The sequence below is a fragment of the Rudaea sp. genome (genome assembly GCF_036383415.1).
Lineage (GTDB): Bacteria > Pseudomonadota > Gammaproteobacteria > Xanthomonadales > Rhodanobacteraceae > Rudaea.
The window spans coordinates 1-16,328 of the sequence record NZ_DASVOK010000090.1; the positions used below are offsets into that span (position 1 = coordinate 1).

Consider the following 16,328-nt stretch of genomic DNA (forward strand, 5'->3'; position numbering starts at 1 on the left):
GAGATGATTCTGCAGGCACAGCGCGATCGGTGCGCCGCGTAAGTGCGCGGCTAGCCAATTGCCGTCGCCCGGTGCCGGCGGGCGCTCCGGTATCGTGCCGAGGCCGGGCAGCCGAACCAGGGTTTCGCAATAGTGCTCCTGCGCATTTGCCGGTTCGAGCGCATCCGCGCCGAGGAAATAATCGATGCTGGCGAGGCCGCTGGTGACGGGGTGGCCGTACAGTGCGCATTGCACCGGGGCCAGGCGCAGCGCGCCCAATGCGCTGTGGTACGGGTCCATGCCGATTTCGGGGTAGATCAAGGCATCGAGTTGCGCGGCGCGGATTTCCGCTGCGGTTCGCAGCGGATCTTCGTGGCTGCGGTTGAACGACTTCGCCTGACGGACGATTTCCTCGGTGCTGAAGTCCTGTGCTTCGCCTCCGTACCAGACGTGCAGTTCGAAGCGCGCCGGATCCAGACCGGTCAGCAGCTTGCGGAAGTAGCGCGAGACCGTGTGGTGCATCAGATGATTGCTGACCACGCCGATGCGGATGCGGTCTGAGCGCGTCTGTGCGAGTGCAGGCAGCGATGGAAGGCGCTCCGCCGCGACGGCAGCCATGACCTTGCCGACCACATCGCCGAAGCGCAGGTGCGATGCCGTGTTGTCGCGCGCCTGATAGTCGAGGTTGAACAGGGTGATGCCGCATGCCGCGGTGAATGCGTGCTCGCGCTCCTGCGCCGTCTCCAGGCGCAGGGTCGCGGCGATTTCTTCGAGGCCGCGGACGAAGCGCGAGCGCTCGGCATCCACTTCGGCCTCGTCGGCATAGACCGAGGGCAGGGAAAGCAGCATCGTCCAGCGCAGGCGTTCGGCGACATGCGCAGCGCCCTGCGTGCTGGCAAGAATCTCGCGCGCTTCGTGCACTTCGCCCGCTTCGGCGAGGGCGAGGCCGAGCTCGCAGCGCGAAACCCAGTCCTGTGGGTTCAGCGCTAAGGCGCGACGCAACGCGCCAATGGCCGGCTCCACCTCGTGGAGAAGGCGCTGGATTCTGCCCAGAGTCGCCCACCAGTGGGCATCGTTCGGTTCGATCGCTGTCGCCGTGCGCGCGTAGGCGAGTGCTTCCCTCGGGCGATTCAGTTCGAGAAGCGCCATCGCCAGCACGCCATTGCTGCGCGCACTGTCGGGACGCAGTTGCCGCGCTGACTTGAGAAAAGGCAGCGCCTGTTCCGCCCGCTTCGTGCGCAGGAGCAGATTACCCAATGCGTTGGCGGCGTTGAAATCACCGCCATTCCAGGCCGTCGCCTGCCGATAGGCGGCTTCCGCTTCGGCGAGGACACCGGTCGTTTCGAGGCTCAGGCCGAGATTGAAGGCCGCGTTGGCGTAGTTCTCGCGTGCATTCATCGCCGAGCGGAATGCGACGATGGCTTCGGCCTGATTGCCCATGCGGCGCAAGGTGACGCCGAGGTTGTTGTAGGCCTCCGCGGCGTTCGCATCGCGGGCCACGCAGCCGCGGAAACATGCCGCGGCGCTTTCGTGGTTGCCGGAGAGCAATTCGCACAGGCCGAGGCAGTACCAGGCCTGGGGGTTGGATTCGTCGAGCTTGAGCGCGCGGCGGAAATGATTCGAGGCCGCCGCAAGCTGGCCCGCCTGCTGGCGCGCGGCGCCGAGCCGGAGCTGCTCGGCCGCCGCGCGTGTGGAGTCCGAACTCATGGATTCTTCAGGAACCTCTGATTAACCGTAGCGAGCGAAGAGAATTTGCGTGTCGCCGGAGCGCAGGAACCGGAGTGTACATGTCAGTACATGAGGATGACTCGCCGCATCCGCGGCTCGCCCTTTGGGCCATTCGCTGCGCGAATGTTCGCTTCGGCATCCTGCCTACGCAGTCCGAGCACCGCCGGCGCGCAACATCGAGCGCAGTAGGTTAGTCAGAGGTTCCTTCAATCGATGCCGAGCTTCTTCAGCTTGTAACGCATCGCGCGGAAGGTGATGCCGAGTTTCTTCGCCGCGGCGGTCTTGTTGTAGCGCGTTTCCTGCAGCGCCTTCATGATCGCCTCGCGCTCGAGGTTGGAGATGTAGCTGCCGAGGCCGAGTTCCGCGCCGGCATCGTCGAGATCGTCGTCTTCCTCGGGCGCGGCGAATGGCGCCGCCGCTGTCGGGACCGGCGCGCGCGCCCGCGCCGAGAGTTGCAGGTCGTCGGCCACGATCACGTTGTTCTCGCACAGCGCGACGGCGCGTTCAAGCACGTTCTCGAGCTCGCGCACGTTGCCAGGGAAGGAATAACGCAGCAGCGCATCGAGCGCCTCCGGGCTGAGCCGCACCGGCGGCTGGCCCGAACCTTTCGCGAGCCGCTCGAGGATGCGGCCGGCGAGCCGCGGCACGTCCTCGCGGCGCTCGCGCAACGGCGGCACGCGCAGTTCGATCACGTTGATGCGGTAGTAGAGATCCTGACGGAACTGGCCAGCTTCGACGAGGCGGCCAAGGTCCTTGTGCGTGGCGCAGAGGATGCGCACGTCGATCGGCAGCTCGGCGCGGCCGCCGATCGGGCGCACGGCTTTTTCCTGGATCACGCGCAACAGTTTCACCTGCATGTGCACGGGCAGGTCGGCGACCTCGTCGAGGAACAGCGTGCCGCCCGCAGCGGCCTGGAACAGGCCGGTCTTGTCCGCGCCCGCGCCGGTGAAGCTGCCCTTCATGTGACCGAAGAATTCGCTTTCCATCAGTTCGGCCGGAATCGCGCCGCAGTTGACCGGCACGAACGGCGCCGCGGCGCGCGGCCCCTGCTCGTGGATCAGGCGCGCGACGAGTTCCTTGCCGACGCCGGATTCGCCGGAGATGTAGACCGGAGCCTGGCTGCGCGCGAGCTTGCCTATCGTCGCGCGCAACTGGATCATCGCCGGCGAGTCGCCGAGCAGCCGCGAGGCGTCGGTCTTCGGCACGTCGGCGCTTTTCTCCTCGGCGAGCTTGAGCGCGGCCTGGACCAGGCGGCGCAGCACCGAGATGTCGACCGGCTTGGAGACGAAGTCGAATGCGCCGGCCTTGAGCGCCGTGACCGCCGCGTCGACATTGCCGTGCGCGGTGATCATCGCGACCGGCGTTTGCGGGTAGCGGGCGGCGATCCACTCGATGATTTCCAAGCCCGAGCCGTCCGGCAGCATCATATCGGTGAAGCACAGCGAGTAACGCGATTCGGCAAGCCGTGCCTTGGCCTGGGCGATGTCGGCGGCGGTGTCCACGGTCAGGCCCATGCGGCCGAGCGTGATCGCCAGCAGTTCGCGGATATCGCGTTCGTCGTCGACTATGAGGGCGGCGGGTTGACTCATCAGGCGGATCGCTTTGGCTTAAGGTTGCACCGGTTTTGCATGTACTGCATGTTTGCGCTCAAGTGAAGGACGGTGACGGCGGTGGCTGGAAAGTAATGCGGAAACAACTGCCGCCGCCGGCAATCGGAAGATAGTCGAGCGAGGCGAGATTGGCTATGCACATCTCGCGCGCGAGATAGAGGCCGAGACCGGTGCCGAGCTCGTGCGTGGTGAAGAACGGCTCGAAGATCTGCGCGGCGACCTTGGTCGGAATACCCGGCCCGCGGTCGACGACGTCGAGGATCGGCAGGCCGTTGTCGTTGGCCTGGCGCACGATCAGGCTGATCCGCGCCGGCTCGCCGGGGAGGTGACCGTAGCGCTGCGCGTTCTGCACGAGGTTCCACACGACCTGGTGCAGTTGCTTCGGATCGACCAGCGTCTCCACGCTGGCCTTCTGCGGCTTGCACGCGAGCGTGTTCGCGCCTATGTCGAGCGTGGCCTTGAAGTCGACGATGAAACGCTCGGCCCAGACGACCAAGTCGATGCTCTCCGGCATCGAACGCTCGCGCCGGGCGAGATGGAGGATGTTCTCGACGATCTCGTTCACGCGTCCGGCGTGGTTGCGGATGATCTCGATCATGCGCTGGTCGGCGGTGTCGAGCGCCTCGGACTCGGCGAGCAGCTGCGCCGAGTAGCTGATCGCGGCGAGCGGATTGCGGATCTCGTGCGCGATCGACGCCGCGAGCCGGCCCATCGAGGCGAGCGTGAGTTGCTCGGCGCGGCGCGAGACGAGCGAGGTGTCGTCGAGGAAGACGAGCACGTTCTCGTCGTCGTTCGCGGCCATGCGCGTGAACCGCGGGATGACTTCCGGGGCACCTTCGGCGAGCGAGATCGCGGTGTTGTCGAGCTTGCGCGAGGTGCGCCAGTGGTAGAGTCGGCGCGACAACTCGGGCGCGATGCGGGCGAGATCGTTGTGGCCGTCGGTCGGATTGCCGATCAACGCCGCCGCAGCCTCGTTCCAGCGGTGCACGATATTGTCGCTGTCGACGACGAGCACGCCGGTCTTCATGCGCCGGATGATCAATTCGTTGATCTGGGCGAGATTGCGCAGGTCGCTGCCACGCCGGCTCGCGAGCGCCTCCGAGTCGCGCATGCGCCGGCCGAGGAACAGGCACAGGCCGGTCACCGAGAAGTAGGCCAGGCCGCAGATGCCGGCTTCGAGGATTTCACGACGGTCGCCGTTGAACAGGTCGCCGGCGATATTCTGCGCGAACACGCCGAAGGTGGCCAGCGCGGCGAAGAAGAACGAGATGCGCCGCGGCAGCAGGGTCGCGGCGCCGCCGAGGTTGACCAGCAACAACAGGGCCAGGCTGGTGTACTGGTCGCGGATCGAGAACATCGCCAGCGCGATGACGGCGATGTCGACGACGAGCGAAATGTCGATCCAGACGCGGTAGTGGCGCGGGTTGCGCGAGGCGACCGCAACCACGAGCATGGCATACGCCAGATAGAACACTGCGGTCGCGCGGCCGAGCATCGGGTGCAGCACGCTGACCCAGCTGACCGCGTACGGGCTGAACATCAAGGCGAGGATGATGATCGCCTCGAGCACGCGGAAAAGATTGAAGAAATAGAATTCGCGCGTGATCGTGTCTAAATCGCCGGCGGAGCGGCTGGCCACATTGGTTTGGACGGCGGCGACGACCACGATCGACAGACTCCTTGAGCCTATTGCTCCCCTGGCCCAAGTATAAGCGTTCGCTGGTTCCAGGGAGAGCCCCGGGACCGCATATCTGGCGCGCTTTGGGGTTTGCGGGCTGTTCAGACTTTTTTTTGCCCGGGCGATTCATCACAATACGCGCCCCGCCGGCATTTCACGCCGTTTTTGTCACTCCCCCAAGGTGTCCGCATGAATTTCCACGAGTATCAGGCCAAGCAGCTCTTCGCTGACTATGGAATTCCCGTTCCCCCCGGCAAGATCGCCAAGACCCCGGAAGAGGCAGTCGAGGCTGCGAAAGCGCTCGGTGGCGACGAATGGGTGGTCAAGGCGCAGATCCATGCCGGCGGCCGCGGCAAGGCCGGCGGCGTCAAGCTGGTCAAGACCTTCGACGACGTGAAGGCCGCGTCGGCCAAGATGCTCGGCACGAAGATGGAGACCTACCAGTCGGGCGGCAGCGCGCTGCCGGTCAACGTCGTCTTGATCACCGAGGCCAGCGACATCGCCAAGGAACTGTACCTGTCGGTGCTCGTCGATCGCGGCACGAAATCCGTCGCCTTCATCGCCTCCGCGCGAGGTGGCGTCGATATCGAACAGGTCGCGCGCGAGAATCCCGAGGACATCCATACGCTCGAAGTGAACTTCGTCGAAGGCCTGCAGCCGTACAAGTGCCGTCAGCTCGGCTTCGCGATGGGCCTCAACGCCAAGCAGGCCGGCCAGCTGACCAAGATCATGCTCGGCCTGTACAAGCTGTTCAACGAGAAGGACCTCGCCCTGGTCGAGCTGAACCCGCTTGCGATCAACAAGGCCGGCGACCTCGTTGCGCTCGACGGCAAGGTCAACTCCGACGACAACGCCGAATTTCGCCATGCCGACCTCGCCGCGATGCGCGACGAATCGCAGGAAGATCCGGCCGAGGCGGTTGCGGTCAAGCACAACCTCAACTACGTCACGATGGACGGCAATATCGGCTGCATGGTCAATGGCGCCGGTCTTGCGATGGCGACGATGGACGTGATCAAGCTCAACGGCGCCGAGCCCGCGAACTTCCTCGACGTCGGCGGCGGCGCGACCAAGGAGCGCGTGACCGAAGCGTTCAAGCTGATCCTGTCGTCTGACAAGGTCAAGTGCATCCTGGTCAACATCTTCGGCGGCATCGTGCGTTGCGACCTGATCGCCGAAGGCATCATCGGCGCGGTCAAGGAAGTGGGTCTGACGATTCCGGTCGTCGCGCGCCTCGAAGGCACGAACGTTGAAGCCGGTCGCGAACTGCTCGCCAACTCCGGTTTGAAAATTACTCCGGCGCTCGACCTGAACGACGCGGCGCAGAAAGCCGTTGCCGCCGTCAAAGCCGCCTAAGCCGAAGGAATCAGACAAATGAGCGTTTTGGTCAACAAGAATACGAAAGTCATCACCCAGGGCTTCACCGGCCAGCAGGGCACGTTCCACTCCGAGCAGGCACTCGACTACGGCACCAAGGTCGTCGGCGGCGTCACTCCGGGCAAGGGCGGCACGCAGCACATCGGCCTGCCCGTGTTCAACACGGTGCAAGATGCCGTCGACGAAACCGGTGCCGACGCCACGATGATCTTCGTGCCGCCGCCGTTCGCGGCCGACGCGATCCTCGAGGCGGCCGACGCGGGCATCAAGGTCATCGTCGCGATCACCGAGGGCATCCCGGTGCTCGACATGCTGCGGGTGAAGAATCGCCTGAAGGATTATCCCGATACCGTGCTGATCGGCCCGAACTGCCCCGGCATCATCACCCCGGGCGAATGCAAGATCGGCATCATGCCGGGTCACATCCACAAGCCGGGCAAGGTCGGCATCGTTTCGCGCTCGGGCACGCTCACCTACGAGGCCGTGTTCCAGACCACGAACGAAGGTTTGGGACAATCGACCTGCATCGGTATCGGCGGCGACCCGATCAACGGCCTCAACTTCATCGACTGTCTGAAGCTGTTCCAGGACGATGCGCAGACCGAAGGCATCATCATGGTCGGCGAAATCGGTGGCAGCGCCGAGGAAGAGGCGGCCGAGTTCATCGCCGAATACGTGACCAAGCCGGTCGTCGCCTTCATCGCCGGTGCCTCGGCTCCGGCGGGCAAGCGCATGGGCCATGCCGGCGCGATCATCTCCGGCGGCAAGGGCACGGCCGCGGCCAAGTTCGCGGCGCTGGAAAAAGCCGGCGTTACCACTGTCAAGTCGCCGGCGGATCTGGGCAAGGCGATTGCCGCGAAGCTGAAGAAGTAAGCATCAGCGTCGCAATCGACGATAATAAGGCCGCGGTTTTCCGCGGCCTTTTCGTTTTCTGGAACACGCATGTCGACTTTGCGCATCGCCCTTGCCCAGTTCGATTTCCCTGTCGGCGCCGTCGCGCGCAACGCCGAGCGCATCGCGGCGATGATCGCCGAGGCGCGCGATGTGCATCGCGCCGATCTCGTGCTGTTCCCCGAACTCGCGATCAGCGGTTATCCACCCGAAGACCTGCTCATGCGGCCGAGTTTTCTCGCCGAGTGCGAGGCGGCGTTGCAGCGCGTCGCCTCCGGCGTGAAAGGCATCGTCGCCGTGGCCTGCTGGCCGCAGGCGGATGGCGCCGTCGTGTTCAATGCCGCTTCTGTATTGCGTGATGGCGTAGTCGAAGCGACTTATCGCAAGCGCCAGCTGCCGAACTATGCGGTGTTCGACGAGCGGCGCTATTTTGAAGTCGATCCGGCAGGCGGGTCGTGCGTATTCGATGTGAAGGGCGTGCCGGTCGGCCTGATCATCTGCGAGGACGTATGGTTCGCCGAACCGCTCGCCGACACGGTCGCGCATGGCGCGCAGATTGTCATCGTGCCGAACGCCTCCCCGTTCGAGCGTGACAAGCATGCGCAGCGCGATGCCTTGCTCGCCACTCGCGTGAAGGAAACCGGCGTCGCAGTCGCGTATCTAAATGCCGTCGGCGGCCAGGATGCGCTCGTGTTCGATGGCGCCTCGGTGCTTGCCGACGGCGACGGCCACATCCATCACGCGGCGCGTGCATTCGAGGATCACTGGTGCCTTGCCGACTACGACGCGGCCACGCGCAAGTTTGCGCCGGTTGCCTGGCCGGCCGACGGCGACGAGAGTCGCGATGCACTCGCCTGGCGCGCGATCGTGCGCGGCACGCGCGACTACTGCGCGAAGAACGGCTTCAGGAAGGTCTGGATCGGCCTGTCTGGCGGCATCGACTCGGCGCTCGTGCTTGCGATCGCGGTGGATGCTCTCGGCGCCGACAACGTCACCGGTGTGCGCCTGCCGTCGAAGTACACCTCGGGGCAGAGCAACGATCTCGCTGACGAGCAGGCGCGCTCGCTCGGCGTCAAGTTGGTGACCGTGCCGATCGAGGCGCCGGTGAACGGATTCCTCGATGCTCTCGCGCCGGTATTCGCCGGCCACGCTGTCGATGCGACCGAAGAAAACCTGCAATCGCGCAGCCGCGGCGCGATCCTCATGGCGCTGTCGAACAAGTTCGGCGGCCTCGTGTTGACCACGGGCAACAAGAGCGAGTACGCGGTCGGCTACGCGACGATCTACGGTGACATGTGCGGCGGCTATGCGCCGATCAAGGACCTGTACAAGAGCGAGGTCTACGCGCTTGCCAACTGGCGCAACACGGTCGGCGGCGCGCCGGTGATCCCGCCGGAAGTCATCACGCGCGCGCCGACTGCCGAGCTGCGCGAGAACCAGACCGACCAGGATTCGCTGCCGCCGTACGATGTGCTCGACGCGATCCTGCTGCGCTACGTCGACCAGGAGCAGTCGCGAGACGATATCGTGCGCGCAGGCTACAACGCCGAGGTCGTCGACCACGTGCTGCGCCTCGTGCGCATCAACGAATGGAAGCGGCATCAGGCCGCGCCGGGGCCGAAGGTGTCGCGCCGCGCGTTCGGGCGCGAGCGCCGTTATCCGATCACCTCGGGCTGGCGCTAGGTCCCGGTGAACGACCGTCGATTTTGCAGGAGCGGGCGCTTCCTTTATTCTCGCCTGCAACCAAAACCGAGTCCCGCGCATCCAAACCCGCATGCGCGACGGCCGACCTCTATTTCGTAAAGCGATGCGTACCGTACTCGTCATCGACGACAATCCCGCGATCGTCACCGCGCTCGACGTGCTGTTGAGCCTACGCGACATCCGCACGCTGCATGCCGCCTCGCCCGAGGAAGGCCTCGCCGTGCTCGCGCGCGAGCGCGTCGACCTCGTCCTGCAAGACATGAACTTCCGAGCCGACACGACCTCTGGCGAGGAGGGCGTCGCGCTGTTCCGTGCGATCCGCGAGCGCGAGCCCGACCTGCCGGTGATTCTGCTCACGGCGTGGACGCATCTGGAAACCGCGATCGAGCTGGTCAAGGCCGGCGCAGCCGACTATCTGGCCAAGCCTTGGGACGATCACAAGCTCGTCGCAGCAGTCGAGAATCTTCTGGAGCTTTCCGAAAGCTCGCGCGAAGTGTCGCGCCTGCACGGCGAACGCCGCGCCCATCGCAGCGCGCTGCGCGAGCGCTTCGACCTGCGTGGCACCGTGTTCGCCTCTTCTGCGATGGAACGCCTGATCGAACTCGCCTGCCGCGTCGCGCGCGCCGATGCGCCGGTGCTGATCACCGGCCCGAACGGCGCGGGCAAGGAGCGAATCGCCGAGATCGTGCATTACAACTCGGCGGTGAAGACTGGGCCATTCGTCATGGTCAATTGCGGCGCGCTGCCGCAGGACCTGATCGAGGCCGAGCTGTTCGGCGCCGAGGCCGGTGCCTATACCGGCGCGAACAAGGCGCGCGAAGGCCGCTTCGAAGCAGCCGACGGCGGCACTTTGCTGCTCGACGAAATCGGCAACCTGCCGCTGCCGGGGCAGATGAAATTGCTGCGCATTCTCGAGACCGGCAAGTTCGAGCGCTTGGGTTCGAGCAAGACACGCGAGGTCAAGGTGCGTGTGGTCAGCGCGACCAATGCCGATCTTGCGGCGATGATCCGCGTGGGTACGTTCCGCGAAGACCTGTACTATCGCCTCAACGTGATCGAACTTGCGTTGCCGCCGCTCGCGTCGCGGCCCGACGATGTGTTGCCGCTGGCGGAAGCGTTTGCCGGCGGCGAGGTGAAGTTGAGCGCACAGGCGCGTGCGGCGCTCGTCGCGCACGTGTGGCCGGGCAATGTGCGTGAGCTGAAGAACGCAATTCAGCGCGCGAGCCTGTTCTGTCGCGACGGCGTGATCGAAGCGGAAGACCTCGGCCTCGCCGTACGCACGCCGGCGCCCGCGCGCGCGAGCGCCGAAAGCGAACCCGATCGCGCTGCGATCGAGGACGCGATCGCGCGCGCGAAGGGCGTCATCAGCCAGGCGGCCGCCGAACTCGGATTGTCGCGCCAGGCGCTGTATCGGCGCATGGAGAAGATGGGGATCGAAAGCTAGGAAACCTTGGCGGCCGCCGCTAGGGCTTTGCTGCTGCCTCGTTGCCGTAGGTTTTCGCGAAATAGTCCGTCAGCGTGGCGATCTCTTCGTCGGCGATCGGTGCGCCGTAGACCTTCTTCATCTTCGTCACCTCCGCCTCCCAGGTCTTGCGTGGCATGTTGGGCGGCTGCATCGCGGCGTAGTCGGCCGAATGGCAGACCAGGCAGCGTGCGTTGACGAGCTCGAGGTTCGGTCCCGGCTTGTACGTGGTTGCCGATTCCTTCGGCAGATCGATCTTGAGAACGGCGGCGCTGGCCAGCGTGGTAGCGAGCATTCCGCTTGCGATCACGATGACACGGTGAAGTGATGGCATGGTCGTCTCCTCAGGCCGCCGTGACGTGCGTGGTCTCGACCACATTGCGCATGTAGCCCGGCGGATTCCAAAGCGGCACGAGCGGCTGCGACTGGCCGATGCGGTTGAGCGCGCGTACCTGCAGGGCATGCGCGCCCGGCGCGAGTGTGGTTTCTATCGTCCACGCGCGGAACGAATACTTGCCGAGATCCTCGCCGAGCTTGGCTGCGCGCCAGTTCGCGCCGCCGTCCTCGGAGAACAGCACTTCGCGGATGCCGTAGCCGCCGTCGAAGGCGATGCCGCGCACGGTCTGCGGTTGGTTCGCCTTCACCTGCGCACCATCGGCGAGATTGGTGATGAACGAACGCACGTCGAAGCGGCTGATCGGCACGGTCTTCGTGGGCGCGGTGCCCGGTTCGACGCAGGCGCAGGCGTTGGCCGGGATGCGATAGGCCGATTTCATCCAGAATCCATCGAAAGTTTCGTCGAGTACCATGATCTCTGACAGGTGCTTGACCCAGTACGTGCCGTAATGGCCCGGCACGATCAGGCGCACCGGATAGCCGTTGAGCATCGGCAGGTCGGCGCCGTTCATCGCGTAGGCGAGCATGACTTCGCCGTCGAGCGCGTGGTCGAGATCGAGTGCCTTGACGAAATCCGGCGTGGTCGGCAGCACCGGCGTGTCGAGGCCGTTGAAGCTCACCTGCTTCGCGCCGGCCTGCACGCCGGCTTTTTCGAGCACGGCCTTCAGCGGCACGCCCTTCCAGCGCGCATTGCCCATCGCGCCGTTGGCGAGCTGGCCGCCCGGCACGCGCGGTTCGGAGAAGCCGCGACTGTTGCCCGAGCACTGGTTGACCGCGACGTATTCGATCGGCTCGAAGTTTTTCTTCAGATCCTCGAGGCTGAGCGACAGCGGCGTCGCCACCTTGCCCTGCACGGCGATTCGGTACTTGGCCGCATCGATCTGCGTCGGAATGCCGGCGAGGTGGTAGCGCACGAAGAACGCGTCGTTCGGCGTGATGATGTTCTCGTCGAAAACCGCGAATGGCGTTTCGAGCTGCGGTGGCCGCGCGGTCAGGCGCAGCAGCGGCCGTTTCTGCGGATACTTCACCAGCGCGCGTTCGCCGTTACCGAACGGCAGATTGACGACGCTGTCGGCCGCAAGCGCGGCGAGCGGCGCAGCACCGAGCATGCCGCCGAGACCGAGCGCGCCGGCCTGTTGCAGAAAGTGTCGACGTGGCGCACTGGGCGAATCACTGCGAGACCGATGGCGCATGGCGAAGTCCCCTTGGGCAATGAATGTGGCGGCAGTCTGAGTCATTCGCGCGGCTGTCGCGGAGCGAAGCATAGTACAAGTCGCCGCAGCTTCCTTTTTGCATTGCATCGTCGCCATCGGGCGGCTGCGATTCCCGCCGGGTACCCTGTTCGGTTAGCCTTGCCGGCATGCGTTTCTTTTCGCTCGAAGGCAAGCTCGCCGCACTGCTCGTCGCGGTGCTGATCGTCGGCTGCGCGTCGACCGCGCTGCTCGCGCTATGGTTGCCGCCATGGTTCGCTGCGACGGTGGTATTCATCGCGTTTGCGATTCCGGCATCGATGCTGGCGCATTCCGCGACCAGGCCGGTGCAAAGCCTGATGCGCGCGCTCTCGGGCGGCGTCGCGCGCTACCGCGACGGCGACTTCTCGACCTCGCTGGTCGAGGCGCGGCGCGACGAGTTCGGCGAACTGATCGCCGCGCACAACGAACTTGGCCGCGTCTTGCGCGAGCAGCGTCAGAACCTGATCGAGCGCGAATTGCTGCTCGACACGATGGTGCAGAACTCGCCGACCGCGCTGGTCCTGATCGACGCGTCGCAGTTCGTCGTCTACGCCAACCTGGCCGCGCGCGCGCTGCTCAACGATGGCCGCGCGATGAATGGCGCCGCGTTCGCCGAGCTCGTCGACAGCTGCCCGCCGGTGCTTGGTGCCGCGCTGATCGGCCATCAGGACGGACTGTTCAGCGTCGACATCGACGGCGAGGCGGAGACTTTCCATCTCAGCCAGAAGACTTTCCGCCTGCACGGCCGCGAGCATCGCATGCTGCTGATCAAGCGCCTGACGCGCGAGCTGTCGCGCCAGGAAGTGCAGACCTGGAAGAAAGTCATCCGCGTGATCAGCCACGAGCTCAACAACTCGCTTGCGCCGATCTCCTCGCTTGCGCATTCCGGGCGCGAACTCGCGCGTCGCGGCGCGACGGATAAACTCGCGCCCGTATTCGACACGATCGAAGGCCGCGCGCGCCACCTGCACGGCTTCATCGCCGGCTACGCGGAATTCGCGAAATTGCCGCAGCCGCGCATCGAGAATGTGGCCTGGGCGGAATTTCTGACTGGCCTTGCGCAGCAATACCCGTTCCGTCCTGTCGGCGCGATGCCAAAGCGGCCCGGCGCATTCGATCGCGCGCAGATCGAACAGGTGCTGATCAACCTGCTCAAGAACGCGCATGAATCGGGCGGTCCCGGCGACGAGGTCGAACTCGCGCTGGCCGAACGCGGCAACGACGTACGCATCGAGGTGCGCGACCGCGGCAGCGGCATGAACGAGACCGTGCTCGCCAGCGCCTTGCTGCCGTTCTACTCGACCAAGCGCAGCGGCACCGGCCTCGGCCTCGCGCTTGCGCGCGAGATCGTCGAGGCGCACGGTGGCCGCATCGCGCTCGCCAACCGCGAGGGCGGCGGCCTGGCAGTTACGCTGACGCTGCCGCAAACGCCGTGACTTTCGTGACACGGAATCGGAAAGGTCGCGGCGCTATACTGCCAAGTACGGTTCAAACCTGACGGGGAGAAAGGCATGGGCGGTGGAGGCGTAGTCGCATTGGTACTGGTGGTGCTGATCTTCATCGGCATCTCGAAGACGGTCCGCATCGTGCCGCAGGGTTACGAATGGACCAAGGAAACCTTCGGTCGCTACACCTCGACGATGGATCCGGGCCTGCACATCCTCGTGCCGATCTATCACAGCGTCGGGCGCAAGATGAACATGATGGAACAGGTGCTCGACGTGCCTTCGCAGGACGTGATCACCAAGGACAACGCGGTCGTGCGCGTCGACGGCGTCGTGTTCTATCAGGTGCTCGATGCGGCCAAGGCGGCCTACGAGGTCGCCAACCTCAATCAGGCGATCCTCAACCTGATCATGACCAACATCCGCACCGTGCTCGGTTCGATGGATCTCGATGAGTCGCTGTCCAAGCGCGACGAGATCAATGCGCGCCTGCTCAAGGTCGTCGACGAGGCGACGCATCCCTGGGGTCTCAAATGCAACCGCATCGAGATCAAGGATATCCAGCCACCGCAGAATCTGATCGACTCGATGGCGCGGCAGATGAAGGCCGAGCGCGAGAAGCGCGCGAACATCCTCGAAGCCGAAGGTTTTCGTCAGGCCGCGATCCTCAAGGCAGAAGGCGAAAAGCAGGCCGTGATCCTCGCCGCCGAGGGCAAGCGCGAAGCCGCGTTCCGCGAGGCTGAGGCGCGCGAGCGTTCTGCGCAGGCAGAAGCGAAGGCGACCGAGATGGTGTCGCAGGCGATCCGTGCCGGCGACATCAACGCGATCAACTACTTCGTCGCGACCAAGTACGTCGATGCGCTCAAGGCGATGGTCGGCGCGCCGAACCAGAAGATCATGTTGCTGCCGATGGAGGCGACCGGCGTGCTCGGCTCGCTCGCCGGCATCGCCGAGCTGGCGAAGTCGAGTTTGCAGGAACAGCAGGGCGCGCCTGCCGCGAAGCCTTCGGCCGCACCGCCGAAGGCTCTGCCGAACTCTCAGGCTTGACCGCGAACACAGGCTTACGGAGCACGTCATGCACTACGGTTGGTGGATTCTCGCCCTCGTCCTGGTCGGCGCCGAGCTGCTCGCACCGGGCTATTTTTTGGTCTGGATCGGCTTCGCAGCGGCGGCACTCGGTGTCGTGACCTTCTTGATCCCGGGGATTTCCTTCCTTGCGCAAGCCGTGCTGTTCGCCATGCTCGCACTGGCGAGCTGCTTCGTCTATTGGCGCTTCGTGCGCAAGGTGATCGACGAGCGCAGCGACCAGCCGCTGCTCAACCGTCGCGCCGAGCAGTTCATCGGCCAGCGTTACACGCTCGATACGGCGATCGTCGGCGGCCGCGGCAAGGTGCGCATCGGCGATTCGCCGTGGCTGGCCGAAGGGCCGGATCTTCCGGCCGGCACCGAAGTCGAGGTGGTCGGCGTCAACGGCACGACGATCAAGGTGCGCGCAGTGTGAGCCTGCGGGCTCCGGCTATTTGATCGCGTTGAGCAGTTGCGCGAAGCGGGTGAGTTCGACCTGGTCCATGTCCGACACGATTGCCGCGTTCTGACCGCCAAGCTTGACCGCGTCGAGCCGGTAACCGGATTGCAGGTTGGCATTGTCGCCGGGCAGCGTTGTGGAGTCGGGCAGCACGAACACGTCGATCAGATGCTGGCCGTGACGGTAGACGAGCACGGGCAGGCGCGCGTTGCCGGCGTAGTCGATGCGGCCGCCGACGAGAGCGAAGCCCTGTTCGGCGAAGTCGTGCACGACGGGCGCGATATCGATCTTGCCTTCGAACCACGGTTTGACCGTGTGCCGGTCGGTCGAGACGACGTCGACCGGCGACGCGGCGGCAAGCGCGCGCCAGTGGCTCGCGAACAGGTCGCGAGCGAGCTGTGCGGTTGCGGATGCCTGTGCAGGTTCGGCGTTGCGGCCCGGAGAATCCCACAATGAGACGGCAATGCCGCCTGCGGCGAAGGCGAGTACGGTCGAGGCGGCGTACGCAAGCCAGCGTGACGGCGATCCGCTCGCGCGGCGCGCTGGTGTCGTTGGCGCAGCACTCGTTTCCGTGGCGGCAAGTTTCTCGATGCGCTTGCGCAAAAGTTGCGGGGCGACGTGGCGCGGTGCGTCACGGCGCAGGGTCGAGCGCAGCGCGTCGAGTTCGATCAGCGCGCCGCGGCAGTCGGCGCAGGCATCGAGGTGCGCTTCGAATTCGCGGCTCGCGGCGCGATCGAGTTCGCCGTCGAAATAGAGTGGAAGGGTGTCTCGTGCAGTCTTACAGTCCATGCGTCACCTCGCTGGCGGCGGTGCCGGCCAGGGCTTTCTGTAGCAGTGCGCGGCCGCGCGCGAGGCGCGACATCACGGTGCCGATCGGCGTCTGCAGCACGTCGGCGATTTCACGGTATGAGAGTTCCTCGATCTCGCGCAGGATCAGCGTTTCGCGGAATTCCTGCGGCAGATCGTGTAGCGCGCGCGCGATGAGCGCGTGTCGTTGCGCTTGATCGAGACGCTCCTCGACTTCGTTGGCTTCGCTGCGCGGCAGCAGTTGTTCGACGCTGTTGCGTGCGGGGCCATCGTCATCATTCGCTGCGTCGATCGAAATATTGCGTCGGTCCTTGTTGCGCGTTTCGAGTCGCGCAAGGCAGCAGTTGCGCACGATCGCCAGCCACCAGGCGCGCGCGCTGCCACCGGCATAAGTGTCGGCCGCGCGCGCGGCGCGCAGGAAGGCGTCGTGCACGGCGTCGGCCGCATCGTGCTCGTTGCCGAGCAGCCAGCGGCCGAGGTTGTAGGCGGCGTCG

At 65.3% G+C, this 16,328-nt stretch carries 14 protein-coding genes; 7 read left to right on the plus strand and 7 right to left on the minus strand.

The annotated features are described in order from the left end of the window. The 3 genes from VF497_RS03165 to VF497_RS03175 form a co-directional block, all read right to left on the minus strand. Positions 1-1,686 (minus strand): tetratricopeptide repeat protein (locus VF497_RS03165; RefSeq protein WP_330886184.1); only part of this gene is annotated, 1,686 nt, incomplete at its 3' end. Between the two features lie 227 nt (positions 1,687-1,913). After that, positions 1,914-3,296: a sigma-54 dependent transcriptional regulator gene (locus VF497_RS03170; RefSeq protein ID WP_330886186.1), complete on the minus strand. Its 1,383-nt coding sequence runs from the start codon at positions 3,294-3,296 to the stop codon at positions 1,914-1,916. 58 nt (positions 3,297-3,354) lie between these two features. After that, the gene (locus tag VF497_RS03175) at positions 3,355-4,983 is read right to left on the minus strand and encodes a sensor histidine kinase (protein WP_330886188.1); all 1,629 of its coding nucleotides are present in this window, start codon (positions 4,981-4,983) and stop codon (positions 3,355-3,357) included. Between the two features lie 201 nt (positions 4,984-5,184). Between VF497_RS03175 and sucC the strand changes: the two genes are divergently transcribed. From sucC to VF497_RS03195, 4 genes are all read left to right on the plus strand, one after another. Next, positions 5,185-6,351: an ADP-forming succinate--CoA ligase subunit beta gene (gene sucC / locus VF497_RS03180; RefSeq protein WP_330886190.1), complete on the plus strand. Its 1,167-nt coding sequence runs from the start codon at positions 5,185-5,187 to the stop codon at positions 6,349-6,351. 18 nt (positions 6,352-6,369) lie between these two features. Continuing rightward, positions 6,370-7,245, plus strand: coding sequence for a succinate--CoA ligase subunit alpha (sucD, locus tag VF497_RS03185; protein WP_330886192.1), 876 nt, complete (start codon positions 6,370-6,372; stop codon positions 7,243-7,245). 69 nt (positions 7,246-7,314) lie between these two features. Further along, positions 7,315-8,946 carry an NAD+ synthase gene (locus VF497_RS03190; RefSeq protein WP_330886194.1) on the plus strand — a complete coding sequence of 544 codons (1,632 nt, stop codon included), beginning with the start codon at positions 7,315-7,317 and terminating at the stop codon, positions 8,944-8,946. 124 nt (positions 8,947-9,070) lie between these two features. Beyond that, complete coding sequence (locus VF497_RS03195; protein ID WP_330886195.1) at positions 9,071-10,411, plus strand: sigma-54 dependent transcriptional regulator; 1,341 nt, start codon at positions 9,071-9,073, stop codon at positions 10,409-10,411. Between the two features lie 19 nt (positions 10,412-10,430). Here the strand turns inward: VF497_RS03195 and VF497_RS03200 are convergent, their stop codons facing one another. Together VF497_RS03200 and VF497_RS03205 are read right to left on the minus strand one after the other, a co-directional pair. Next, positions 10,431-10,763 carry a hypothetical protein gene (locus VF497_RS03200; protein ID WP_330886196.1) on the minus strand — a complete coding sequence of 111 codons (333 nt, stop codon included), beginning with the start codon at positions 10,761-10,763 and terminating at the stop codon, positions 10,431-10,433. Between the two features lie 10 nt (positions 10,764-10,773). Further along, positions 10,774-12,018 carry a molybdopterin-dependent oxidoreductase gene (locus VF497_RS03205; protein ID WP_330886197.1) on the minus strand — a complete coding sequence of 415 codons (1,245 nt, stop codon included), beginning with the start codon at positions 12,016-12,018 and terminating at the stop codon, positions 10,774-10,776. Between the two features lie 167 nt (positions 12,019-12,185). Between VF497_RS03205 and VF497_RS03210 the strand changes: the two genes are divergently transcribed. The 3 genes from VF497_RS03210 to VF497_RS03220 all read left to right on the plus strand — a co-directional run bounded on the left by VF497_RS03210 (position 12,186) and on the right by VF497_RS03220 (position 15,003). Continuing rightward, complete coding sequence (locus VF497_RS03210; RefSeq protein WP_330886198.1) at positions 12,186-13,493, plus strand: sensor histidine kinase; 1,308 nt, start codon at positions 12,186-12,188, stop codon at positions 13,491-13,493. A gap of 75 nt (positions 13,494-13,568) precedes the next feature. Next, complete coding sequence (locus tag VF497_RS03215) at positions 13,569-14,549, plus strand: SPFH domain-containing protein (protein WP_330886199.1); 981 nt, start codon at positions 13,569-13,571, stop codon at positions 14,547-14,549. Between the two features lie 28 nt (positions 14,550-14,577). Further along, positions 14,578-15,003: an NfeD family protein gene (locus VF497_RS03220; RefSeq protein WP_330886200.1), complete on the plus strand. Its 426-nt coding sequence runs from the start codon at positions 14,578-14,580 to the stop codon at positions 15,001-15,003. A gap of 15 nt (positions 15,004-15,018) precedes the next feature. On the opposite strand, the gene VF497_RS03225 is transcribed toward VF497_RS03220, so the two are convergent. After that, the gene (locus tag VF497_RS03225) at positions 15,019-15,816 is read right to left on the minus strand and encodes an anti-sigma factor family protein (RefSeq protein WP_330886201.1); all 798 of its coding nucleotides are present in this window, start codon (positions 15,814-15,816) and stop codon (positions 15,019-15,021) included. Next, on the minus strand, positions 15,806-16,328 hold a 523-nt coding region (locus tag VF497_RS03230; protein ID WP_330886202.1), incomplete at its 5' end, for a sigma-70 family RNA polymerase sigma factor. The genes VF497_RS03225 and VF497_RS03230, both read right to left, overlap by 11 nt.